Genomic DNA, 22,097 nt, shown 5'->3' with positions numbered 1-22,097 from the left:
TCTTGGGAGACTTGGGCTCGCTCTGTTACTGCAGCGCCGATTCGATCTCTTGCATCGAAGTGTGCCGCACATCGGCGCCCTTGACGATGTAGATGATGAATTCGGCGATGTTCTTGGCGTGGTCGCCGATGCGTTCGATGGCCTTGGCCAGGAACAGCAGGTCGAGGCTGGCCGAGATCGTGCGCGGGTCTTCCATCATGTAGGTGACCAGCTTGCGCACGAAGCCGTCGAACTCCTTGTCGATCAGGTCGTCGTCCTTCAGGATCGACAGCGCCGCGGCCGTGTCCAGGCGCGCGAACGCGTCGAGCGCGGTGCGCAGCAGGCCCGAGGCCAGGTCGGCCGCGATGCGCAGCTCGTTCGAGGGCAGCGCGCGGGCCGAGCCGCTCTCGATGATCGACTTGACCATGCGCGCGATCTTGTTGGCCTCGTCGCCCACGCGCTCCAGGTTGGCCGTGGTCTTGGAGATGGCGATCAGGAGGCGCAGGTCGCGCGCGGTCGGCTGGCGCCGCGCGATGATCGACGACAGCTCGCGGTCGATCTCGATCTCCATGGCGTTGACGCGCGTCTCGGTTTCCATCACGCGGTCGGCAGCGTCGGGATCGAACTGCAGCAGTGCGTACACCGCCTGGTGGATCTGCGCCTCGACCATGCCGCCGAGTTCCATCACGCGCGACGAGACGCCGTTGAGTTCGCTGTCGAACTGGCTGGAGAGATGTTTTTCAGTCATGTGTGCCTCCTTGGCATCAGCCGAAACGGCCGGTAATGTAGTCCTCGGTCTCCTTGCGCTGCGGCTTGAAGAACATCTGTTCCGTCGCGCCGAACTCGATCAGGTCGCCCAGGTACATGTAGGCGGTGTAGTCGCTGCAGCGTGCAGCCTGCTGCATGTTGTGCGTCACGATGACTACGGTGTACTCGTTTTTGAGCTCGGCGATCAACTCTTCGATCTTTGCGGTCGAGATCGGGTCGAGCGCAGAGCACGGTTCGTCGAGCAGCAGCACTTCAGGCTTGATGGCAATGCCGCGTGCGATGCACAGGCGCTGCTGCTGGCCGCCCGAAAGGCCCGAGCCGCTTTGCTGCAGCTTGTCGCGCACTTCGGTCCAGAGCGCCGCCTTCTTGAGCGCCCACTCGACGCGGTCGTCCATCTCGCTCGCGCTGAGATTTTCGAACAGCTTCACGCCGAAGGCGATGTTGTCGTAGATCGACATCGGGAACGGCGTGGGCTTCTGGAACACCATGCCGACCTTGGCGCGGATCAGTGCCACATCCTGCTTGGAGGTGAGCAGGTTCTCGCCGTCCAGGGCGATGGTGCCCTCGGCGCGCTGCTCGGGGTAGAGCTCGAACATGCGGTTGAAGGTGCGCAGCAGGGTCGACTTGCCGCAGCCCGACGGGCCGATGAAGGCCGTCACCTTGTTCTCGGGGATCTCGAGGTTGATGCCCTTGAGCGCATGGAACTTGCCATAGTAGAAGTTCAGGTCCTTGACCGAGATCTTCGAGCGCGACGGTTGTGCGACGGTGTTTGGCATGGTTGCTACTTCTTCTTGAATCAGAGTTTGTTGCGCGTGAGGACCCGCGCCAGGATGTTGAGGGCGAGGACGGCCACGGTGATCAGGAACACGCCGGCCCAGGCCAGCTGTTGCCAGTTCTCGTACGGGCTCATCGCGAACTTGAAGATCGTCACCGGCAGGCTGGCCATCGGCTGGCTGATGTCGGCGGTCCAGAACTGGTTGTTGAGCGCGGTGAAGAGCAGCGGCGCGGTTTCGCCCGCGATGCGCGCCACGGCCAGCAGCACGCCTGTGACCACACCGGCGCGCGCGGCGCGCAGCGTGATGCTCAAAATGACCCTCCACTTCGGCGTGCCGAGCGCATAGGCCGCTTCGCGCAGCCCCGGCGGCACCAGCTGCAGCATGTTCTCGGTGGTGCGGATGACCACCGGAATCACGATCAGCGCAAGCGACAGCGCACCCGCCAGGCCCGAGAAGGTCTTGAAGTACGCCACCACCACGGCATAGACGAACAGGCCGATCACGATCGACGGCGCCGACAGCAGGATGTCGTTGACGAAGCGCGTCACCGACGACAGCCAGCCCTTGGGGTTGTACTCCGCCAGGTAGATGCCGGCCATGATGCCGATCGGCGTGCCCACGAAGGTCGCGAGCATCACCATCACGAACGAACCAAAGATCGCGTTGGCGATACCACCCGCCTCGTTCGGCGGCGGCGTCATCTCGGTGAAGGTGGCGAGCGCCAGGCCGCCCAGGCCCAGGCGCAGGGTTTCCCACAGGATCCAGATAAGCCAGAACACGCCGAACACCATCGCCGCGAGCGACAGCGTGAGCGCGATCTTGTTGACGCGGTTGCGCGCGGCAAACTTGGCCTGGCGCGTTTCGGCGAGCGCCTTCGCATTCAGCAGGTTTTGAGCCGTACTCATGACTTGGTTCCTTCGCTCTTCTTCATCTGGGCCAGCAGCACCTTCGACAGCGCCAGCACGACGAAGGTGATGAAGAACAGCACCAGGCCGAGATACATCAGCGCAGCCTGGTGCAGGCCCGCGCCGGCTTCGGCGAATTCGTTGGCAAGTGCCGAAGTGATGCTGTTGGCCGCCTCGAACACGGAAAGCGAGTTGAGCTGGTTCATGTTGCCGATCACGAAGGTGACCGCCATCGTCTCGCCCAGCGCACGGCCCAGGCCGAGCATGATGCCGCCGATCACGCCGGCCTTGGTGTAGGGCAGCACGACCTTCGACACCACTTCCCAGGTGGTGGAGCCCAGGCCGTAGGCCGACTCCTTGAGCAGCGGCGGCGTCACTTCGAACACGTCGCGCATCACCGAGGCGATGAACGGAATGATCATGATCGCGAGAATGATGCCGGCCGAGAGAATGCCGATGCCCACGGGCGGGCCCGATACCAGCGCGCCAAGGTACGGCACGCCGGCCAGCAGCTTCTGCAGCGGCTGCTGCACCCAGGTGGAAAGGATCGGGCCGAACACCAGCAGGCCCCACATGCCGTACACGATCGACGGCACGGCGGCGAGCAGTTCGATGGCCGTGCCCAGCGGGCGCTTGAGCCAGCTGGGCGAGAGCTCGGTCAGGAACAGCGCAATGCCGAAGCTCACCGGCACCGCGATCACCAGCGCGATGATCGAGGTGGCCAGCGTGCCGTAGATCATGACCAGGCCGCCGTACTCGTTCTGCACCGGGTCCCAGACGCTGCTGGTCAGAAAGCCGAGGCCGTACTTCGAGATGGCGGGCCATGCGCCGGCAATCAGCGACAGCAGGATGCCGATCAGCATCGCGAGCGTGAGCAGCGCGGCGCCCTTGGCGGCCCAGCCGAACAGGCGGTCGGCCATCGGGCCCGAACGCGGCGCCTTGGCGGGCGGTGGTGCGGTGACGCGGCCGCGTTCGGCCGCGAGGTCGAGCGAGGATGCGGAGGCAGGATAGGTGGATGACACGGGTCGCTCCGGCAATGACGAAAGCGGCGCATCCTCGAGCGAAGTGCTGCTCATGGCTGCGCCGTCCTGGGCTTGAGGGGGTTGCTTACTTGAACGCGACCGGCTTGCCCGATGCGTCCTTGACTTCGCCCCATGCCTTGGCGATCGTGGCCTTCACGCCGTCGGGCATCGGCACGTAGTCGAGCTCATCGGCCGTCTTGTCGCCGCCCTTGTAGGCCCAGTCGAAGAACTTGAGCACGGTCGTGGCGTTGGCGGGCTTGTCCTGCACCTTGTGCATCAGGATGAAGGTGGCACCGGTGATGGGCCACGCGCCCTTGTCGGCCTGGTTGGTCAGCACCTGGTAGAAGCTCTTGTTCCAGTCGGCGGCGGCGGCGGCGGCCTTGAAGGCGCTGTCGTCCGGCGAGACGAAGTTGCCGGCCGCGTTCTGCAGCTGGGCGTAGGTCATTTTGTTCTGCTTGACGTAGGCGTACTCGACGTAGCCGATCGAGTTGGGCAGGCGGTTCACGAAAGCGGCGACGCCTTCGTTGCCCTTGCCGCCCGCGCCGGTGGGCCAGTTCACGGCCGTGCCTTCGCCGACCTTGGTCTTCCACTCGGCGTTGACCTTGCTCAGGTAGTTGGTGAACAGGAAGCTGGTGCCCGAGCCGTCGGCGCGGCGAACCGGTGCAATGGCGGCGTCAGGCAGGGCCAGCGAACCATTGAGCGCCTTGATGGCGGGGTCGTTCCACTTGGTGATCTTGCCCAGGTAGATGTCGCCCAGGACCTGGCCGTTGAGCTTCAGCTCGCCGGGCTTGATGCCGGGAATGTTCACCACGGGAATCACGCCGCCGATGACGGTGGGGAACTGCATCAGGCCCTTGGCCTGGAGCTCGTCGTCCTTGAGGGGCGCATCGGAAGCGCCGAAATCGACCGTCTTGGCTTCGATCTGCTTGAGGCCGGCGCCCGAGCCGACCGACTGGTAGTTGATCTTGACGCCGGTGGCCTTGTTGAAATCGGAGGCCCACTTGGCATACAGCGGTGCCGGGAAGCTGGCGCCGGCGCCGGTCACGTCTTGTGCGAAGGCGGGAACCTGGGCGAAGACCGCGGCCACGAGGCCGGCAGCTGCAAATTTGAAAGTCGTTTTCATGGAGGCTTCCTTTTAGAAGTAAGAAGTAGTCCCTTTCGGGCTTGGAACGGACTCTAGAAAGCTTGTGTGACATCGGTGTGACACCCCGCTGTCGAGGGAAAATGCCGCTCTTTCCCCTTCGGATCGTGTGACGCTGTCACACAACCGTCATGCGCCGCACCTAGCCTTGCGAACCTCGCCACCGGCGATTTGGAAGGCCGCGCGCCCGCCACGGCGCTACGATCGAAGCCACCCGCCTTCTTCCACGACAACTACATGCAAAACGGCACCCGCCTCGCCGCCGTCGATCTCGGCTCGAACAGCTTCAGGCTCGAAATCGGACAGGTCGACCACGGCCAGATCCACCGCACCGAGTACCTGAAGGAAACGGTGCGCCAGGGCAACGGCCTGGACAGCGCCCGCAACCTCACGGCCGAGGCCATGCAGCGGGGTTGGGACGCGCTTGCCCGCTTTGGCGAGCGGCTGGCCGGTTTCAAGCGCTCGCAGGTGCGCGCCGTCGCCACCCAGACACTGCGCGAGGCACGCAACCGCGAGGAATTCCTGCTGCGCGCGCGCACCATCCTGGGCTTCGGCATCGACGTGATCCCGGGCCGGGAAGAAGCCCGCCTCATCTACCAGGGCGTGGCGCACATGCTGCCCCACACCGACGCCTCCGACCGCGAGCGCCGCCTGGTGGTGGACATCGGCGGGCGCTCCACCGAAATGATCATCGGCCGCGCGCTCGACGCCGAACTGATGGAGTCCTACCGCGTCGGCAGCGTCGCCTGGTCGATGAAGCACTTTGGGGAAGGCCTTTTCACCCAGAGCGCCTTCCGCGCCGCCGAGGTGGCCGCCAAGGCGGTGCTCGACGACGCACTGTCCAGCTACACCCGCGACCAGTGGGACGTGGCCTATGGCGCCTCCGGCACCATCGGTGCCGTCGGCGACGTGCTGGCCGCGGCGGGCGGCGAGCCGGGGCTCATCACCCGCGACGGCCTCGACTGGCTGGTCGACCGCCTCCTGAAGGCCGGCAGCACCGACAAGCTGCGCGTCGACGGCATGCGCGAAGACCGCAAGCCTGTCATCGGTGGCGGCGTGAGCGTGCTGCGCGCGGTGTTCGACCTGCTGGACATCGAGGAAATGAGGGTGGCCCAGGGTGCGCTGCGCCACGGCGTGCTCTATGAGCTGCTGGAGCGCGACGAAAGCGTGGCCGACATGCGCACCGCCACCGTGGCGCGGCTGGCGAGCCGGTTCGCGGTCGATGCGGCGCAGGCCAGGCGGGTGGGCGAAACCGCGGCCGCCCTGTTCGTGCAGCTCACTCCGGCGGCGCGCGGCGGCAGCCCCGGCAGCCGTGCCGGGCGGGCGCTGCGCAAGCTCGGCTGGGCAGCGCAGCTGCACGAGATCGGCACGCTGGTCTCGCACAGCGACTATCACAAGCACGGCGCCTACATCCTCGACAACACCGACGCCCCCGGCTTTGCCGTCAATGAACTGCATGCGCTCGGCCAGCTGGTGCTGGGCCAGCGCGGAAAGCTGCGCAAGCTCGACGCCGCGCTCGAGGACGAGACCTTCGTGATGCAGCTGCTGTCGCTGCGCCTGTCGGTGATCCTGTGCCATGCGCGCCGCGATCCCGATCCGCGGGCGCTGCACCTTGCGGCACTGGGCGCCAGGGCCTTCACGATCGCCTGCGCGCCCGACTGGGCCGAGGCCTATCCGCAGTCCGCGCACCTGCTGCGCGAGGAAGTGCTGGCCTGGCAGAAGACCAGCAGCTGGCGCGTGGAACTCAGCGGGGCCTGAGCCGCCTCACTTCGCGTCGAGGCCGGCGGTGCGGGTGCTTTCCGCAGGCAGCGCGCGCGGCTGGTCGCCCCCGAACATGCCGGCATAGGCGGGCTGCACGACCCGGTCCAGCCCCTGCTTCAGCCCGCCATGGGCCACCGCGGTGTCCTTGAGCAGGCCGTCGTAGCTGAAATAGGTGGGCTCGCTCACGTCGGCGGTATGGGCCGTCTGGTGCACGACGGACTGCCGCTCGTCCCTGAGCAGCTGCTCCACCGAAATGAAGGGCTTGAAGCTCGAGGTCGCGTCGGCCGCGCCGTACGCCGTGGTGATCCGCAGGATCAATGTGCTGTAGCCGGGCGTGGGCTGGAGCTCCGGCACCTTCATCTCGCTGGCCGGTCCGGTGGCGCGCATGAAAGGCGTCAGCTTCACTTCGCGGCCGCTCTCGCGCAGGCGCGCCGCCAGCTGCTCCGCGAACTGCCGGTTGAGCGTCATGGCCGCGCCACTGTTCTTCACCGCGGCCGTGAATTCCTTGCTGCGCTGATCGGTCCGGGCGGCCATGGTCATGCGGCTGTTGGTGTCGATGCTCAGGGCCAGCAGTGCGCCGATGGGTCCCAGGAGCAGCCCGGCAAAGCCCGTGAGTCCCGAACCGCCGCCATCGGTGACGATCAGCTGGTCTTCCTCGTTGTAGATGAGCTCGACCTTCGCGGCCGAACGGGTGGCGGCATCCTGGCGCGCCTGCAGCGCGGGTTTGGACGCTTCGGCCGCGCACCCCGCCAGGAGGGCGGTGGCGACGAGCAGGGACGTCAGCTTCTGCAACGACATGCCCGCGTCCAGGCGCAGCAGATCCATGAAGCTTCTTGGCAGCGGGTTGAGCAGTTTCATGCGTATTCCCCAGTGGTATGGCCGATGTGAAGCCACTGTAGGAATCGCGCCGCCCGCGCACATGAGCGGTGCGCACTTTCTCCGGGGAGACAAGCGCCCCGCCACCTCTGCCCGCGGCCATGACAAAGCGCCTGCGCCGGCCCCGGATGCGGCTATCCGAGCCGTTTCACCTGGCGTGGAAGCTGGCGGTCCGGGTGGTTTCCGAACCGGCGAGGCGCGGCGGCCCGTCTTCGCCGAACATGCCGGCATAGGCAGGCTGGACGATCCGGGCAAGGCCTTGCCGCAGGCCGTCCTGCGCCCTGGCCGGGTCCTGCAGCAGGCCGTCGTACGCCAGGTAGGCCGGCTCCTCCAGGTCGGAGGTATGGGTGGTCTGATGGAGAACGGCCTGCTGCTCGTCCCGCAGCGACTGCTCGATTGCCACGAAGGGCTTGAAGCTCGACGTCATGTCGGGTGCCCCGTAGGTCGTGGTGACCCGCACGAGCAAGGTGCTGTAGCCCGGGGTGGGTTCGAATCCAGGCGCCTTCATCTGGGCGAGCTCGCCGTCCATGCGCGCGGCGGGTGTCAGCTTCACTTCGCGGCCGCCGGCCCGCAGGCGCGCCGCCAGTTGCTCCGCGAACTGCCTGTTGAGAGGCATCGCGCCGCTGCTTTTCACGACGGCCGTGAACTCCTTGCTGCGCCGCTCGATGCGGCTGGCCAGCGTCATCCGGGTGCCGACCTCGACGCCAAGGGCCACCAGCGTGCCGACAGGGCCGAAAACCCCGGCCCAGCCCATGATCGCGGACCCACCGCCATCCATCACGGACAGCTGGTCCGGCTCGTTGTAGACGAGTTCGATCTTCGTGATCGACCGGGTCGCATCGTGGCGAACTTGCGGCGCCGGCTCGGGCGCGCCCGTCGCGCAGCCGGCCAGCAGGGCCGCAGAGATCAGCAGCGATACAAGCGTCCTCACGGAGGCGTAAACGTAAGCCATAGTTTCAATTTGCATCTAAATGCATCAGATGCAACTATTGTGCCTACAGACCGCTATCGCACCCCATCGGATTTCGTCAATTAGTTTACAGATCCGGGCAGATTTTCAGCCTGCGGATCGCCCGTCAGAGCAGCTCGGGCGACTGCACAGTCACCACGACGGTCTGCACGTCGCCGTCGCGTTCGCGCGTGCGGATCCACCAGAGCGAACCCTTGCGCACCGGACAGCTGTCCTGCTTCAGGCCGAGAAGCAGCGAGATGGCCTGCCCCACCGAAGGCTGGTGCCCGACCATCAGCACCACCGACTTGCCGTTGGGCCAGCCGGCCGCAGCCAGCATGGCCTCGGCGGTGGTGTCGGGGGCGAGTTCGGCGCGCAGCTTGTATTTGCGGCCGAGCGCGAGCGCGGTCTGCTCGCAGCGCCGCGCGGGGCTGCAGATGATGCGCGTGCCATCCGGCAACTGCCGGTCGAGCCAGCTGGCCATGCGCTTGGCCTGCTTTTCGCCGCGCGCGGTCAGGGAACGCTGCAGGTCGTCGCAGCCTTCGGTCCAGTCCTCGGCTTCGGCATGGCGCCAGAAGATCAAGTCCATGGTTGTCGTCTTTCGGTCGTCAGTTGCTGGGTGCATCGGGGTGATGGCCTCGCGATGCATACCGGTTCATGAGTGCAGCCTGGGCACCGTGCGCCTCGATGGCGCGCGACGCGCCCGCCTCGCCGGCATGGGTGTCGTGGTCGACGCGCGTGTAGATGCCGTCGCCGCCCAGGTCCCAGGCGTCGCGGCCGTCGTGCAGGTAGGCGACCAGGCATTCGTCGATCAGGCGCTGGCGAAGGCTGGGGTCGGTCACCGGCCAGGCCAGCTCGATGCGCCGCATCATGTTGCGGTTCATCCAGTCGGCGCTCGACAGGTAGAGCGACTCGTCCTCGCCATTGCGAAAGTAGAAGACGCGCGAGTGCTCGAGAAAACGCCCGATCACCGAGCGCACGCGGATGTTGTCGGTGAGCCCCGGCACCTGCGCGGGCAGCGTGCAGGCGCCGCGCACGATGAGGTCGATCTTCACGCCATTCTGGCCGGCGCGCATCAGCGCGGCCACCAGGGCATCGTCGGTCAGCGCATTCATCTTGGCAACGATGCGGGTCGGCTCGCCGGTGGCAGCGGCCAGGCTCAGCGCGTCGATCTGCGCGATGAGGTTCCGGTGCAGGTCGAACGGCGCGAGCCACATGCGGTTGAGCTTGGGCAGGCGGCTCTGGCTTGCCAGGTGCACGAACACGGCTTCCATGTCCGCCGTGAGCAGCGGGTCGGCCGTCAGGTGGCTGATGTCGGTGTAGAGCCTGGCGGTGCGCGGGTTGTAGTTGCCGGTGGACAGGTGGCCGTAGCGGCGCATCTGCTTGCCCTCGCGGCGCGTCACCAGCAGCATCTTGGCGTGCGTCTTCAGGCCCACCACGCCATACACCACCTGCGCGCCGATCGACTCGAGCATTTCGGCCCAGTTGATGTTGGCCTCTTCGTCGAAGCGGGCCTTGAGCTCCACCACCACCGTCACTTCCTTGCCGCGGCGCACGGCTTCGCGCAGCAGGTCCATCAGCTCCGAATCGGTGCCCGTGCGGTAGATGGTCTGCTTGATGGCCAGCACCTGCGGATCCTGCACGGCCTCGCGCAGGAATGCGAGCACGCCGTCGAAGCTCTCGAAGGGCTGGTGGATCAGCACGTCGCCATGCTGCAGCCGCTCGAAGAACGACTGCGCCGGCGACAGCGTGACCGGGTAGGAGGCCGAGTACGGCGGAAACAGCAGCTGCGGCTCCTCCAGCAGATCGATCAGCTGGGTCAGGCGGGCCAGGTTGACGGGGCCGTGCACCCGGTAGAGCGCCTGCGCCGGCAGGTTGAATTGCGCCAGCAGGAAACTCGCGAGCGACTCCGCGCAACTGGCCGACACCTCGAGCCGCACGGCCTGTCCGTAGTGCCGGTGCTGCAGCCCCTGGCGCAATGCGGTGCGCAGGTTCTTGACGTCTTCCTCGTCCACCGCCAGGTCGGAATGCCGCGTGACGCGGAACTGCGAGAAATCGCCCACCTCGCGCCCCGGGAACATGCTCGAAAGATGGGCGCGCACCACGCTCGACAGCGCCACGAACAGCGTCTTGCCGTCCGACACCTTGGCCGGCATGCGGATCACGCGCGGCAGCACGCGCGGCACCTTCACGATCTGGATCGGGTTCTCCCGTCCGAAGGCGTCCTTGCCGCCGAGCCGCACGATGAAGTTGAGCGACTTGTTGGCCACCTGCGGAAACGGGTGTGCCGGGTCCAGCCCGACCGGGATCAGCAGCGGGCGCACTTCGCGCTCGAAATATTCGCTGACCCACTTGCGCTGCGCCGGATTGCGTTCGCCGTGCGAAATGATGTGGATGCCGTGCTTGGCGAAGGTCGGCATCAGATCGTCGTTGTAGAGCGCGTACTGGCGCGCCACCAGCGCATGGGCGGCCTCGGCAAGGCGCTCGAACGATTCGATCGTGTAGGCGCCCTTCTGGTCGCCGGCGCTGCTGGCAATCAGGTGCGGCGCGGCGCGCACTTCGAAGAATTCGTCGAGATTCGATGAAACGATGCAAAGGTAGCGAAGGCGCTCGACCAGCGGCACTTCAGGCCTGCGGGCCCAGTCGAGCACGCGCTCGTTGAACGACAGGATGCTGTGATCGCGGTCGAGCAGCGTGAGGGCCGTTGCCGCGACCGCGGGCGTGCGGTCAGCGGGAGCAGGTTGCATGGGCACTGATTCTGGAGCAAGCGGCACGGGAGCACATGTAGGCTGAAATATGACAGTGTCACCCTCGTTTGTGACGTTTTCGTGACCGCCGTGTGACGCCTGCGGGCCGCCCTTGGGCAGCCCCGTGCCGGGCGAAGGGGCGGACGGCCCGGCACCGGGCCGGGCGGCCGCTGGCTTCATGCGCCCAGAAAGTGCTTGCGGTAGCGCGGCGGCAGGTCGTCGATGCGCATCAGCATCGGCAGGTCCGCCGTGTTGAAGTCCGGGTCCCAGGCCGGCGCGCCCAGCACCTTGGCACCCAGGCGCAGGTAGCCCTTGATGAGCGCGGGAGGCTCGACGTCGAGCGCACCGTCGAGCCGCTCCACCGGCAGCGGCAGGCGCGGCTGCACCTGGTACTGGATCGGCGCCATGTGGCTGGCCGACAGCTGCCGCCAGATGCTGGCGGCCGCGTCGCCGCTGGTCACGCCGTTGTGCGACATCGGAATGCTCGCGCAGCCGATCATGGTGTCGAGCTTGTTGCGGTGCATGAAGCCAGCGAGCGCACCCCACAGCGCGAGGATCACGCCGCCCTGCCGGTGGTCGGGATGCACGCAGCTGCGGCCCAGCTCGACCATGCGCTCGCGCAGGTCGCGCAGGCGGGTCAGGTCGAACTCGGTGTCGCTGTAGGTGCTGCCCACGCGCCGGGCCTGGGCCGGCGTGAGCACGCGGTAGGTGCCGATCACCTGCCCGGTGCGTTCTTCGCGCACCAGCAGGTGCTCGCAGAAGTCGTCGAACAAATCGATGTCGTGGCCGGCCAGCGGCGTGCTCACGCGGGCGCCCATTTCGCCGACGAAAACCTCATGGCGCAGGCGCTGCGCGGCGCGCACGTCGTCCAGGTGGCGGGCCCAGCTCACGGTGATGCCTTGCCTGGCGTCGATGACGACCGGCGGCACCGCAACGGCAGCGGGCACCGACGCGGGCGCGGCTGCAGGGACGGGCCACAGGGCGGCGCGCAGTCCGAGCTGCGACAGCGGGAACGTCGGGTTGGGCAGTTCTTTCATGGGGACCCTTTCTGCTGAAGGAGTCTCGGCACCCGCAGTGAAACGGGTATGTCAGCGCCATTGCAGTTGCATGACGGTGTTACCGCGTGTTTTGGGGCTTCCTGGATGTCTAATGCGGTGGGTCCGCGACATGGAGTTTTCTCAATGGCCACAGCCGCAAGCAGCAATTTCGACAACCGCCTTCACCAGACCTTTCCTGTCCTGAGCGATACCGAAATCGCGCGCATCGCGCACTTCGGAACCGTGCAGCGCTTCGCCCGCGGGGAACGGCTGTTCACCGCCGGCGAAACCGGCCCCGGCATGTTCGTCCTGCTCAAGGGCGTGGTGGCGGTCACGCAGCGCGACGGGCTCGGGCACGTGGTGCCGATCGTGCGCCAGGGCCCCGGCGAGTTCCTTGCCGAAGTCGGCCAGCTGAGCGGCCGCCCTGCCCTGGTCGACGGCCATGCCGAGGAAGAGGTGGAAGCGCTGATCGTTCCGCCCGCGCAACTGCGCGCGTTGCTGGTGGCAGAAGCCGACCTGGGCGAGCGCATCACCCGCGCGCTGATCCTGCGGCGCGTGGCGCTGATCGAATCGGGCGCCAGCGGGCCGGTGCTGATCGGCCGGCCGGAGTCGCCCGACATGGCGCGCCTGGAGAATTTCCTGCGCCGCAACGGGCATCCCTACCACCTGGTCGACGCGGCCGAAGATCCCGGCGCCGCCGCGCTGCTGGAGCAGTACGGCACCTGCAAGCTGCTTGCCGTGTGCCCCGACGGCTCGGTGCTGGTCAACCCCGCCGAAGAGGCGCTGGCCCGCTGCCTGGGCATGGTCGACACCGCGGAGCACAACGAACTGTTCGACGTGGCGGTGGTCGGGGCGGGCCCCGCCGGCCTCGCGACCGCGGTGTATGCGGCCTCCGAAGGGTTGCGCGTGATCGTGCTCGACTGCCGCGCCTTCGGCGGCCAGGCCGGGGCGAGTGCGCGCATCGAGAACTACCTTGGTTTTCCCACCGGCATCTCGGGCCAGGCGCTCGCGGGCCGGGCCTTCGTGCAGGCCCAGAAGTTCGGTGTGGAAATGCTGATTCCTGCCAAGGTGACGTCGCTGGACTGCTCGCGCGACAACCCCATGGACGCCCTGCGCATCACGCTGGCCGACGGCCGTGCCATCCATGCGCGCACGGTGGTGATTGCAAGCGGCGCACGCTACCGGCGGCCTGACGTGCCGAGGCTGTCGGAGTTCGAGGGCCGCGGCATCTGGTATTGGGCTTCGGCCATCGAGGCCAAGCTCTGCGCGCAGCAGGAGGTTGCGCTGGTCGGCGGCGGCAATTCGGCCGGACAGGCCGCGGTGTTCCTGTCGCGCCACGCGGCCAAGGTCAATGTGCTGGTGCGCGGCCCCTCGCTCGCGGCCAGCATGTCGCGCTACCTGATCGATCGCATCGAGGCCACGCCCAACATCGAACTGCACCCCCACACCCAGCTGGTGAAGCTCAACGGCGGTTCCGGCGAAGGACTGACGGGTGCAACCTGGCGCTGCCAGACCACGGGCAACGAGCACGACTGCGACGCGCGCAACATCTTCCTCTTCGTTGGCGCCGAGCCCGAGACCAGTTGGCTCGACGGCTGCGGCGTCTCGGTCGACAAGCATGGCTTCGTGCTGACGGGCGATGCCGCCAGCAGCGGCTTTCCGGCGCGGCCCTCCACTGCGCTCGAATCCAGCGTGCAGGGCGTCTTCGCCGTGGGCGACGTGCGCTCGGGTTCGGTCAAGCGCGTGGGCGGGGCCATCGGCGAAGGCGCGGCCGTGGTCGCGCTGATCCACCAGCACCTGTCGTCCAACTCGGCCGTTGCCTGAGCGTGCTCCGCCCGTAATTCCCGGCGCTGCACACGTGCGGATGGCCGCGTATATGCTGCCTGCCTCGCATCACAACCAACCCCAACACCGGAGCCCGCGACATGCCTGCATCGCCCATCGAGGTCTATTCCTGGCCCACGCCCAACGGCCACAAGATTCACATCATGCTGGAGGAGTGCGGCCTGCCGTACAACGCCCGTCCGATCAACATCGGCAAGGGCGACCAGTTCGCGCCCGAGTTCCTGCAGATCAGCCCCAACAACAAGATCCCCGCCATCACCGACCCCGATGGTCCGGACGGCAAGCCGATCTCGCTGTTCGAATCGGGCGCCATCCTCGTCTACCTAGCCGGCAAGACCGGCAAACTGTTGCCCAGCACCGACCGCGAACGCTACGACGTCCTGCAGTGGCTCATGTTCCAGATGGGCAGCGTCGGTCCCATGCTCGGCCAGGCGCATCATTTCCGCATGTATGCCCCTGAAAAGATCGGCTACGCCATCGAGCGCTACAGCAACGAAGCCAAGCGCCTCTATGGCGTGATCGACAAGCAGCTGTCGAAGAACAAATTCATTGCCGGCAAGACCTATTCGATTGCCGACATCGCGATCTTCCCGTGGCTGCGCAGCTGGGAAAACCAGGGCATCACCCTCACCGACTACCCGCACCTGAAGGCCTGGTTCGACGGCATTGCCGCCCGCCCCGCCGTGCAGCGCGGCGTGAAAGTGCTGGCCGACCTGCGCCAGCCGATCACCGGCGACAAGGAGCGCGAGATCCTTTTCGGCAAGACCCAATACGAGAAACGCTGAGAGCCCCGATATCCGGGCTAGAATAGAAGGCTTGTCGGGGTGTAGCGCAGCCTGGTAGCGCATCTGGTTTGGGACCAGAGGGTCGAAGGTTCGAATCCTTTCGCCCCGACCAAGAAAAATACGAATGCCTGCAATGACTCACGTTGTTGCAGGCATCTTGTTTTTCGGGCCCATGGCAGCGCGCCAAAAACAATCCCCACGGTGAATTCCTCGCGTACAGTCGAATTCACATCATCACTGACCGGGGTTGGCCGTGTCCTACTACGAACTGAAGATTGGCAACCAGACAGGCCTGGTCCAGGTTACGCAGGACCTCGTCTCCCACACCGCCACCCTGTACTGGATGCCCCGCCGCCGCCCCTTGCGCGCCACGGAAGAGATCAATTCCACGCCGCTGGCGCAGCACCAGACTTACGGGCCCTCGGAAGCGCAGACGCTCGATCTGCTGCGCGCATGGGCCGTCGAGAACTTCGAGCCGGTCGGCGATTTCGTCCAGATCTGAGTGCTCTCCGGCGCCCCGGGCTCCAAGGTGGATGTGGGTAGAATCCGGGGCTCCGTTCGGCCCGGAATCTGCCCGTAGCTCAGTTGGATAGAGCACCTGCCTTCTAAGCAGGTTGTCGGGGGTTCGATCCCCTCCGGGCAGGCCAATTTCCAGTTTCAATTAGCTCAGAACCATCCTGAAACCCGCTCTCCTTCGAGGAGAAGCGGGTTTTTCTTTGCTCCGAGACGGATCGGGGCATAGCATGTCTTGTCGGTACTTTGTCGGTACTTCTGCAGGTATCTGCGCTGCCGCCAAAGCCAGGTACCGACAGCAAGGAGAAAAATCCAATGCTGACAGACACTTTCGTGAGGCAAGTGAAGCACAAGGGCAATGAGATCGGCGAGCGCTACGCGGACGGCGGCGGCATGTACCTGCGCGTCAAGGCAGCAGGCAAGTACTGGCGCATGGACTACCGGTTCAACGGCAAGGCGAAGACCCTGGCCTTGGGCGTCTACCCTGCGGTCTCGCTTGCGAAGGCCCGGCAACGGCGCGACAAGGCCCGGGAGCTGCTTGCCGACAACGTCGATCCCGGCCTCGCGAAGCGGGCAGAGAAACTGTCCCGGGCGGTGGAAGCAGCCAACACCTTCGAGGCGTTGGCGCGGGAATTCCACGCCACCAAGGCCAGCAGCTGGAGCACGTCCTATTCGGAGCGCTGGCTGCGCATCATGGACAAGGACCTGTTCCCCTACATCGGCAAGCTGCCGATTGCCTCGATCCAGGCCAAGGATCTTCTGCACGCGCTCAAGCGCATCGAGAGCCGGGGCGTCATCGAGACGGCCCACACCCTGCGCCAGTGCGCCGGACAGGTGTTCCGCTACGGCGTGCAGACGGGCCGGTGCGCAAGCAATCCGGCGCCCGACCTGCACGGCGCGCTCCGACCGGTGCTCACCAAGAGCATGGCCGCCGTTCTGGAGCCGCAGAAGGTCGGAGAACTGATGCGCGCCATCTACGGCTACAGCGGGCAGCCGATCACCCGCGCCGCCCTCCTCCTGTCCGCCCTGCTCTTCCAGCGCCCCGGCAACATCCGCGCGATGGAATGGGCATGGATCGATCTCGACAACTCGATGCTCACCATCCCGGCGCAGGAAATGAAGCGAAGGCTGCATGAAAAGCTCAACGGCCGCCCCCACTTCGTGCCGCTGGCAAGGCAGGCGAAGCAGGCACTTGAAGATATTCAGCCATTGACCGGCCATGGCCGATACGTGTTCCCCAGCATCCGCACGGGAGAGCGCCCCATGAGCGAAAACACCGTGAACGCCGCGTTGCGAAGGCTGGGGTACACCAACGACGAGATGACCGCCCACGGCTTTCGTGCGATGGCCCGCACGGTCATGGCGGAGCAACTTCACGGCATTTCGCCCGACGTCATCGAGGCACAGCTTGCTCACGGCAAGAGCGGGCCGCTGGGTACGGCCTACGATCGCGCAGAGTTCATGGACAAGCGCAAGGACATGATGCAGCGCTGGGCGGACTACCTGGGCCAACTTGCCCGAAACGCGCAAGTCCCAACGCTCCGGGTGGCCTAGCCGCGATTCCGCAAGACCTCCATCAACGCACACCACGGCCGACGGTCGGCGAGCGGCGCACAACTGGAAGAGGCGATGAATCAATTCGCGAATGCACGTCCGACGAGGTGGTGCCCTTTCCGGTCAGCGTATCGTTGCCTGCGCCATCGATATACGTGTCATCCCGCCGAGGCAACCGACGGTGGCGTTGCCGGCGCCACCATCCAGCGTGTCGTTGCGCACCCCTAGGCTGCGGATCACCCCTCCCATTGCAGGCGCCCGCCCTTGCGCATGTGGACGCCGCGCGCCGGCGATATCAACCAGCCACTGCGCACGTAGCGCGCGACAAGGCTTAGAGAAATCGGTCAAAACCGACCAGCCGCCTCACACACAGAAATCCGGACACCCCCGCGTTGAAGCCGTCAACGGTCGTCTTTTCCTTCACAAAAAACTGCCCTTAAAAGTGGCCCAGTTGAGAATCTGAACCGTTCAAACCGATCCGCTGGATTGCCGGTGTATTCGGGGCAACAACGTCTTCCCGTTCTCTTTCTTCACGACCTTGACTTATCGATGTCCAGGACGGAGACGGTAGCCCCGGTTTCATCTTCGATCCAGCCACGCCATGTGCCGCGACCCCATGAGGCTTTGACCTCGTACTGGATCACGTACGTTCGACCAGGAAGCGCCACGAATTTCAGGCGGATGTGGTCGGCCCGGAACTGCGGGTGCGTCCTGAGTCCGACTGTTACCGAGTGCTCGCCGGGCGAGAGCTCCCACCGGACGACCGGACGGAGTACATGCGGGACCTGTTTCCCGTCTATCGAAGCCAAATACGTCGCGGCGCGCGGCCCGGACTCGACGATGGCGAGGCTGGACAACGGTTGCGTCTCCGTACCGGGAAGGCGATACGGTGCGGCGGCGCAGCCCGCGAGCATCGCGGCGGTCAACGCGAGGGTCACCACGGCCTTGAAGCTTTTATTCATGCTGACTTCTTTCCCTTGCTTCCTTACCGATCGCTCTTGATCAATCTGGAAGCGAGGTTTGCCTCGGCACCTTTCCCAGTTCGACAGGTTTCAATCGCACGCTGTGACGCCAGCTCGAAGCATCGCGCCAATTCCGCGCGTGTGCCTGATTCCTTCGCTCGGCGCTCCGCGGCCGCCTCGACTTGGAACCCCACGAGCCACTTCATGAGCAACATCAGGGCGACCAGGAGGCCGCTCAGAGCCCCGACGAATGTCGATCGCCAGCTGCGAGTGCCCGAAGCCCGATCACCGGAGCCCTTAACTGTCTCGATCGCGTGGGAATGCCGCACCTGCGATTCACCGCCATGGACGCGCCGGCGCTTCTGAAACTCGACGGGGGCTTGCACTGTGCGTCCAGCCATCAACGACCCGCTTCCCATGGCATGGTTTCATGCACCGACTGGGACGCCCCACACTGCATAAACGGCGCCGGTGCCGCACGCCCGTGGGCAGTTCCTTCCTGCGAAGAACCATCCGTCACCACAGGCGCCCTTTGGTTTGCCCCAGTGTCTCGGTGCACTGGGCCAAGGCCTTGGGGCGTTCCTCGCGCAAACGCTGCCAGCCGTCGGCTTGCCAAGCAGTCCATGTCACCGGCTCGGACTGATAGAAACAGTTGGCCGGCATGGGCGGCAGGCCAAAACGCAGGCTTGCCAGGCCCAGCCCCGCACTGAACTGCAGGCGGTAAAGTTCGTCTTGTCCCGACAGGTTTTCATAGACCAGCCGCCACACGCCGGGGTTGACCGGCGCGTCGGCCTCGGCCGGCAGCTGCGCAGCAGCAAGCATGTCTTCGCGCGTCCATCCGCCTTCTTTTCGGCCCCGCTCCAGCTCCTTCCACGCCCGGGCCGCATAGACACGGGTGGCGATCTCGCCGAGCGCCTGCGGCAGCTCCTTCAGACCGGGATTGCTGGCCCATGATTGCCCCGCCAGTTCTGGGACGGCGTCGCCGATCAGCTCGTCCTTGGAGAAGCTTTGCACGAATCCTCCCCTCCCGCCTATTGCCACTGCAAGACCCACGTTGAGCGCCACCTGCGACGCCACGGCCCGGCCCGTGTGATCATGGCGCACGACGCGCAACTGCTCAAGGCCGCCAGGATACGAATTCAGACGCATCCTCGTCGTGCCCACTGGCACGAAGCCATCGGCCGCGGCGTAGCTGCTCAGCGGTGGCGCCGAGACTGCGGCTTCCTCCGGCTGCGTTGCGGTCAGCGGTGGATGGGTGACGCATGCCGATAGGAGAAGGGCGATGCCGAGTGCGCCACATCGAAGGGCAGCCGCATTCGCGGAGATTTTTGCTTTCGTTGCCTTCATTGGAATCCTCCCTTAATCAAAAATTCGCATTCAAGTCGAACCCCGGTGCGAGCCCGGCCATACCGCTCGCAGGATTGACGGGAGCCAAGCAGTTCTTGCCCTCACCGCGCAGCAAGTTTCTGACCCGTGAGCTGAAAGTAATGCCACACGTTGTCCTCCGGCCCGTTCCTCAGACGCTTCTCCACCTTTATCTGCGGCCATATCTCCATACGATCTACGCCGACATGGAATGTCGGGATGTCGTGGCTGGGATGGAGTGCGCTCTCATTGGACCAAGTTCCTCTGAACACCGATGTGCTTCACTGTCGAGGCGGGTCCAATCCCACTTTTCCCCTACCGTCACCGGAACAACAGCCCATACAGTTTCCATCCGACATAGAGGCCGGGAACCAGCAAGATCATTGACGTCCAATATCGCCACTTCGGCAGTTGCGGCGATTCCTTGTACTCCAAGGTGACAAGAATCCCGGGCGCAAGACTCGCGTATTGCTTTTTCAACGCCTCGGCATCCGCTCCTGCATTCATTGATTCAAAGACGCTCTTGAACAAGCGCTGACCTTCCAGACTCAGCTTGGGAAGTTGGACCTGGGTGCCGTCGTACAGATGAACAAGAACAGCAGCTGAGCCAATTTCCTCGATCGCCCGGATCGGGAAGCCAAGGGTGCGCAAGCGACGCCGTCGCGGGACATATCCGCAGAACCGCAGTACCCCTTCGCGCCGTATCAATCCATAGCCGGTAAGGCGTTCAATCTCATCGTTGCTGATCAGGATCTCTGTTGTCATGTAGAAATGCAGTACCAGCTGCGCAAGCAGCGCGGCATAGAACCACGGCCCCTGTATCCTGAACACGGTGTAGAGCATGAGAACGACGGCCGCTATGCTGTACACCTCAGAGAACAACAAGCCGCGCACGAGAGCGCCCCATGAAGTGTCACGCGGGGGCAAAAAGCACACGCGCATCGGTGAAATAGAACCCATTGAAGCGGGGTCGGACTTCACTACTGTTTCGTTCTGGCTAGTCATCGTTTATGTCGCGTTGATGCCGTAAGGCGCGGGCGGTCGGCGAATCAGTCTAGGCATGAGCGATCGAGAATCGACTGCGGCATTTGGCCCCTCAGAAGCTTGCATTCAGGTTGAACCCCAGCGTGACCCTGGCCGTGCGATAGCCCTCGGGCTTTCGGATCGGCGCGCCGGCGAAGAAGTCATAGCTCAGCTTGCCCCACTGCCCCCGCACGCCGACCACCGCGCCCGCCAGGTTGCGGCCGAGCAGGCCCGCCGTGGAGCGCCCGCCCACATGCCCGTAGTCGGCCCCGACATACAGCTCCGCCCCGCTCTGCCCCATGGCCCAGCCGATGTCGTTGCGGATCAGCCAGCCGCGCTCGCCCATCAGGCTGGTCTCGCCATCGAAGCCACGCACCGTGTAGCGCCCGCCGATGGCGAAGCGGTCCTGCGGCACCAGCGGGGTGCGGTTCCATTGGGCGCGGATCAGGCCCGAATAGCGCAGCTTCTGCTCGCCGAGCTTGAACGGGGCATTGAGGCTCACGTCCGCGGTGTAGAGCTTCAGCCGCGAAGTGCCCTCGCCGAATTCTTCTTCCGGCGCCGCCCTCGCGCCGAAGCCGCCCGTGCCGCGCTTGTAGGCGATCGTGCCCTCCAGCGTGGCCTCGCCGATGAACTCCTTGTGGTTGAGGCCGAGCTCCCAACCGCCCACCACGCGGTGCTGCACCTCGACCTCGGTGTCGTCCACGAAGTTGCGCGATTCGCGCCGCCAGCCCTTGAGCGCCAGCGTGGTCTTGCGGTGCTGATCGCGGTAGAGCAGGCGCGAGAGCTTGACCTCGGCGTTGTTGGTCTTGCCGGCGTAGATGTAGTCCTGGTTCAGGCCGGCCACGCGCTGGTGGTACTGGCTGTTGGAGGCCGTGAGGCCCAGCATCCAGTAGCCGTAGGGCAATGAGTAGTGAACGGTCTGGCCTTCGGTGCCCTTGGCCGGGTCGCTGAAGACGTGGTTGTTGAGGTTGTGGTTGGCGCTGACGTAGAACAGGTCGTTCAGGCCGAAGGGGTTGTCCAGCGACAGCGTGGCGCCGGCCTGGTAGCGGCCGGTGGCCTCGGTGCCGCTGTCGTCCAGGCTCAGGGTGACGCGCCATTTCCTGGCCTGGACGTACTTGACCACGAGGTCGCTGTCGCCCGGCCTGGCGTCGGATGCGGTCGAGGGTTCGATCTGGATGTCGGCCTCGGCGGTGGGGGCGCGCTTCAAGTTCTCCAGGCCCTGCTCGATGTCGCGCAGGTTCAGCAGGTCGCCGACCCGGGCCGGAATGGCGGTGGCCAGCAAGGCAGAGCTGCCGAGCAATGTCGAGGAAGCATCCGGCGTCAGGCGAATGGCCGCGATGCGGCCGGGCACCAGCGAGAGAGTCAGCGTGCCGGTGGACAGGTCCTGCGGCGCGGCCAGCACCCGGGTGGTGACGAAGCCGCGCGCGATGGCCGCCTGCTGGGCGCGGGCGAGCACCACGTTCACGCCGGCGGTGCCGAGGCACCGGCCGAGCGGTGAATCGTCGCCCTCGGGGCCGGACAGATCGGCCACGGCCCACTGGAAGGCCTCGGACTGCTCGCCGACCAGGAGCACGCGGTCGATGCGAAAGCACGGGGCTTCGGACTCGGGAACGCGCGCCGCCGGTGCGGGCGGTGCCGCCTGCAGGCGCTGGTCGACCGTGCGCTCGTTCTGCTCGCGCAGGGCGCGTTCGCGTTCCTGCTGGCGTTGCTGTTCGACGAAGGGTTGTGGTGTGCTGGGAACCTGGGCTGTGGCCAACATTGGGCCGCCCAAGAGTACGCCCGCCAGCATGGCACGCGAGTTCGTTCTCAATTTCTCTCCCTGATATTGTTTATCTGCACCGTCACGCGCAGGATCAGAGCATTTTCACCAATGCCCTTTGTGTTTTCCGGCCAACCACATCACGGCTGTTGCAACAACCGTCACACCGAGGACGACAAACAGCAGACTGCGAAGTTCAGATGAACTGACCGGGAAATAAAGTACCCCATGAATTGCCCACCGAATCAAGGGCATGGCGAGCAAGGCAGCCAAGGAAAAGCCGACACCAATGATGAAGAGGCAGGTCAAGAACAGAACTCCAAGCATTCT

General features: G+C 65.5%; 20 protein-coding genes, 2 tRNA genes and 1 pseudogene. 7 read left to right on the top strand and 16 right to left on the bottom strand.

Translation table 11 applies throughout. The features are described 5' to 3' along the window. Positions 1-25: 25 nt before the first annotated feature. Genes phoU through pstS form a run of 5 tightly spaced genes read right to left on the bottom strand, consistent with a single transcriptional unit; the run spans position 26 to position 4,573 of the window. Complete coding sequence (gene phoU / locus FB547_RS15295) at positions 26-727, bottom strand: phosphate signaling complex protein PhoU (protein ID WP_012747426.1); 702 nt, start codon at positions 725-727, stop codon at positions 26-28. A 16-nt stretch (positions 728-743) separates the two neighbouring features. After that, positions 744-1,523, bottom strand: coding sequence for a phosphate ABC transporter ATP-binding protein PstB (gene pstB, locus FB547_RS15290; RefSeq protein ID WP_021007056.1), 780 nt, complete (start codon positions 1,521-1,523; stop codon positions 744-746). A 20-nt stretch (positions 1,524-1,543) separates the two neighbouring features. After that, a complete protein-coding gene (gene pstA, locus FB547_RS15285) occupies positions 1,544-2,428 on the bottom strand; it encodes a phosphate ABC transporter permease PstA (protein ID WP_145743571.1) in 885 nt (294 codons plus the stop codon). Beyond that, entirely contained in the window at positions 2,425-3,504 is a 1,080-nt protein-coding gene (gene pstC, locus FB547_RS15280) for a phosphate ABC transporter permease subunit PstC (protein ID WP_145743570.1), read from the bottom strand. Before pstC ends, pstA begins: the two co-directional genes overlap by 4 nt. A gap of 31 nt (positions 3,505-3,535) precedes the next feature. Next, positions 3,536-4,573, bottom strand: a complete 1,038-nt coding sequence (pstS, locus tag FB547_RS15275; RefSeq protein WP_145743568.1) for a phosphate ABC transporter substrate-binding protein PstS — start codon at positions 4,571-4,573, stop codon at positions 3,536-3,538. Positions 4,574-4,828: 255 nt separating this feature from the next. Between pstS and FB547_RS15270 the strand changes: the two genes are divergently transcribed. Beyond that, positions 4,829-6,349 carry a Ppx/GppA phosphatase family protein gene (locus tag FB547_RS15270; protein ID WP_145743566.1) on the top strand — a complete coding sequence of 507 codons (1,521 nt, stop codon included), beginning with the start codon at positions 4,829-4,831 and terminating at the stop codon, positions 6,347-6,349. A gap of 6 nt (positions 6,350-6,355) precedes the next feature. Here the strand turns inward: FB547_RS15270 and FB547_RS15265 are convergent, their stop codons facing one another. The 5 genes from FB547_RS15265 to FB547_RS15245 all read right to left on the bottom strand — a co-directional run bounded on the left by FB547_RS15265 (position 6,356) and on the right by FB547_RS15245 (position 11,961). Continuing rightward, positions 6,356-7,210 carry a hypothetical protein gene (locus FB547_RS15265; RefSeq protein WP_145743564.1) on the bottom strand — a complete coding sequence of 285 codons (855 nt, stop codon included), beginning with the start codon at positions 7,208-7,210 and terminating at the stop codon, positions 6,356-6,358. 166 nt (positions 7,211-7,376) lie between these two features. Beyond that, positions 7,377-8,159, bottom strand: a complete 783-nt coding sequence (locus FB547_RS15260) for a hypothetical protein (RefSeq protein WP_145743562.1) — start codon at positions 8,157-8,159, stop codon at positions 7,377-7,379. Between the two features lie 145 nt (positions 8,160-8,304). After that, positions 8,305-8,766, bottom strand: coding sequence for a SixA phosphatase family protein (locus FB547_RS15255; protein WP_018906136.1), 462 nt, complete (start codon positions 8,764-8,766; stop codon positions 8,305-8,307). Positions 8,767-8,785: 19 nt separating this feature from the next. After that, positions 8,786-11,104, bottom strand: coding sequence for a polyphosphate kinase 1 (gene ppk1, locus FB547_RS15250; protein WP_145743560.1), 2,319 nt, complete (start codon positions 11,102-11,104; stop codon positions 8,786-8,788). After that, a complete protein-coding gene (locus tag FB547_RS15245) occupies positions 11,101-11,961 on the bottom strand; it encodes a GNAT family N-acetyltransferase (protein WP_145743558.1) in 861 nt (286 codons plus the stop codon). Before FB547_RS15245 ends, ppk1 begins: the two co-directional genes overlap by 4 nt. 144 nt (positions 11,962-12,105) lie before the next feature. Here FB547_RS15245 and FB547_RS15240 point away from each other — a divergent pair, with 144 nt between their 5' ends. From FB547_RS15240 to FB547_RS15215, 6 genes are all read left to right on the top strand, one after another. Beyond that, positions 12,106-13,785, top strand: a complete 1,680-nt coding sequence (locus tag FB547_RS15240; protein WP_186454173.1) for an FAD-dependent oxidoreductase — start codon at positions 12,106-12,108, stop codon at positions 13,783-13,785. 101 nt (positions 13,786-13,886) lie between these two features. Next, positions 13,887-14,591 carry a glutathione binding-like protein gene (locus tag FB547_RS15235; RefSeq protein WP_145743554.1) on the top strand — a complete coding sequence of 235 codons (705 nt, stop codon included), beginning with the start codon at positions 13,887-13,889 and terminating at the stop codon, positions 14,589-14,591. 35 nt (positions 14,592-14,626) lie between these two features. After that, positions 14,627-14,703: transfer RNA gene (locus FB547_RS15230), tRNA-Pro, on the top strand. 141 nt (positions 14,704-14,844) lie between these two features. Further along, on the top strand, positions 14,845-15,093 hold the full coding sequence (locus FB547_RS15225) for a hypothetical protein (RefSeq protein ID WP_145743552.1): 249 nt from the start codon (positions 14,845-14,847) through the stop codon (positions 15,091-15,093). 68 nt (positions 15,094-15,161) lie between these two features. After that, positions 15,162-15,238, top strand: a tRNA-Arg gene (locus FB547_RS15220). Between the two features lie 181 nt (positions 15,239-15,419). Then, entirely contained in the window at positions 15,420-16,658 is a 1,239-nt protein-coding gene (locus FB547_RS15215) for a tyrosine-type recombinase/integrase (protein ID WP_145743550.1), read from the top strand. 239 nt (positions 16,659-16,897) lie between these two features. Here FB547_RS15215 and FB547_RS33600 read toward each other — a convergent pair. The 6 genes and pseudogenes from FB547_RS33600 to FB547_RS15180 all read right to left on the bottom strand — a co-directional run. Next, a pseudogene (locus tag FB547_RS33600) lies at positions 16,898-16,999 on the bottom strand (AbiEi antitoxin N-terminal domain-containing protein); the annotation flags it as partial. Positions 17,000-17,188: 189 nt separating this feature from the next. Continuing rightward, complete coding sequence (locus FB547_RS15205; protein WP_145743549.1) at positions 17,189-17,620, bottom strand: hypothetical protein; 432 nt, start codon at positions 17,618-17,620, stop codon at positions 17,189-17,191. 516 nt (positions 17,621-18,136) lie between these two features. Continuing rightward, positions 18,137-18,967: a hypothetical protein gene (locus FB547_RS15195; protein WP_145743547.1), complete on the bottom strand. Its 831-nt coding sequence runs from the start codon at positions 18,965-18,967 to the stop codon at positions 18,137-18,139. A gap of 339 nt (positions 18,968-19,306) precedes the next feature. Then, positions 19,307-19,990 (bottom strand): hypothetical protein, encoded by a 684-nt coding sequence (locus tag FB547_RS15190; protein ID WP_145743545.1) that lies wholly within the window; start codon positions 19,988-19,990, stop codon positions 19,307-19,309. A gap of 91 nt (positions 19,991-20,081) precedes the next feature. Then, the gene (locus FB547_RS15185; protein ID WP_145743880.1) at positions 20,082-21,797 is read right to left on the bottom strand and encodes a ShlB/FhaC/HecB family hemolysin secretion/activation protein; all 1,716 of its coding nucleotides are present in this window, start codon (positions 21,795-21,797) and stop codon (positions 20,082-20,084) included. Positions 21,798-21,872: 75 nt separating this feature from the next. Continuing rightward, positions 21,873-22,076, bottom strand: a complete 204-nt coding sequence (locus FB547_RS15180) for a hypothetical protein (RefSeq protein ID WP_145743543.1) — start codon at positions 22,074-22,076, stop codon at positions 21,873-21,875. Positions 22,077-22,097 lie beyond the last annotated feature (21 nt).

The sequence above is a fragment of the Variovorax beijingensis genome, assembly GCF_007828835.1.
In the GTDB taxonomy this organism is placed as follows: domain Bacteria; phylum Pseudomonadota; class Gammaproteobacteria; order Burkholderiales; family Burkholderiaceae_C; genus Variovorax; species Variovorax beijingensis_A.
The sequence above is the reverse complement of the archived record's forward strand: the minus strand, read 5'-3'. Positions and strand labels throughout refer to the sequence as shown.

Bases quoted from the DNA above. Each gene is read 5' to 3' on its own strand.
- FB547_RS15215 (WP_145743550.1), top strand. From the start codon at position 15,420: ATGCTGACAGACACTTTCGTGAGGCAAGTGAAGCACAAGGGCAATGAG.
- FB547_RS15265 (WP_145743564.1), bottom strand. From the start codon at position 7,210: ATGAAACTGCTCAACCCGCTGCCAAGAAGCTTCATGGATCTGCTGCGC.
- FB547_RS15245 (WP_145743558.1), bottom strand. From the start codon at position 11,961: ATGAAAGAACTGCCCAACCCGACGTTCCCGCTGTCGCAGCTCGGACTG.
- pstA (WP_145743571.1), bottom strand. From the start codon at position 2,428: ATGAGTACGGCTCAAAACCTGCTGAATGCGAAGGCGCTCGCCGAAACG.
- FB547_RS15270 (WP_145743566.1), top strand. From the start codon at position 4,829: ATGCAAAACGGCACCCGCCTCGCCGCCGTCGATCTCGGCTCGAACAGC.
- pstS (WP_145743568.1), bottom strand. From the start codon at position 4,573: ATGAAAACGACTTTCAAATTTGCAGCTGCCGGCCTCGTGGCCGCGGTC.
- pstB (WP_021007056.1), bottom strand. From the start codon at position 1,523: ATGCCAAACACCGTCGCACAACCGTCGCGCTCGAAGATCTCGGTCAAG.
- FB547_RS15255 (WP_018906136.1), bottom strand. From the start codon at position 8,766: ATGGACTTGATCTTCTGGCGCCATGCCGAAGCCGAGGACTGGACCGAA.
- FB547_RS15185 (WP_145743880.1), bottom strand. From the start codon at position 21,797: ATGCTGGCGGGCGTACTCTTGGGCGGCCCAATGTTGGCCACAGCCCAG.
- FB547_RS15240 (WP_186454173.1), top strand. From the start codon at position 12,106: ATGGCCACAGCCGCAAGCAGCAATTTCGACAACCGCCTTCACCAGACC.
- FB547_RS15205 (WP_145743549.1), bottom strand. From the start codon at position 17,620: ATGAATAAAAGCTTCAAGGCCGTGGTGACCCTCGCGTTGACCGCCGCG.
- FB547_RS15235 (WP_145743554.1), top strand. From the start codon at position 13,887: ATGCCTGCATCGCCCATCGAGGTCTATTCCTGGCCCACGCCCAACGGC.
- FB547_RS15190 (WP_145743545.1), bottom strand. From the start codon at position 19,990: ATGACTAGCCAGAACGAAACAGTAGTGAAGTCCGACCCCGCTTCAATG.
- pstC (WP_145743570.1), bottom strand. From the start codon at position 3,504: ATGAGCAGCACTTCGCTCGAGGATGCGCCGCTTTCGTCATTGCCGGAG.
- phoU (WP_012747426.1), bottom strand. From the start codon at position 727: ATGACTGAAAAACATCTCTCCAGCCAGTTCGACAGCGAACTCAACGGC.
- FB547_RS15195 (WP_145743547.1), bottom strand. From the start codon at position 18,967: ATGAAGGCAACGAAAGCAAAAATCTCCGCGAATGCGGCTGCCCTTCGA.
- ppk1 (WP_145743560.1), bottom strand. From the start codon at position 11,104: ATGAAGCCAGCGGCCGCCCGGCCCGGTGCCGGGCCGTCCGCCCCTTCG.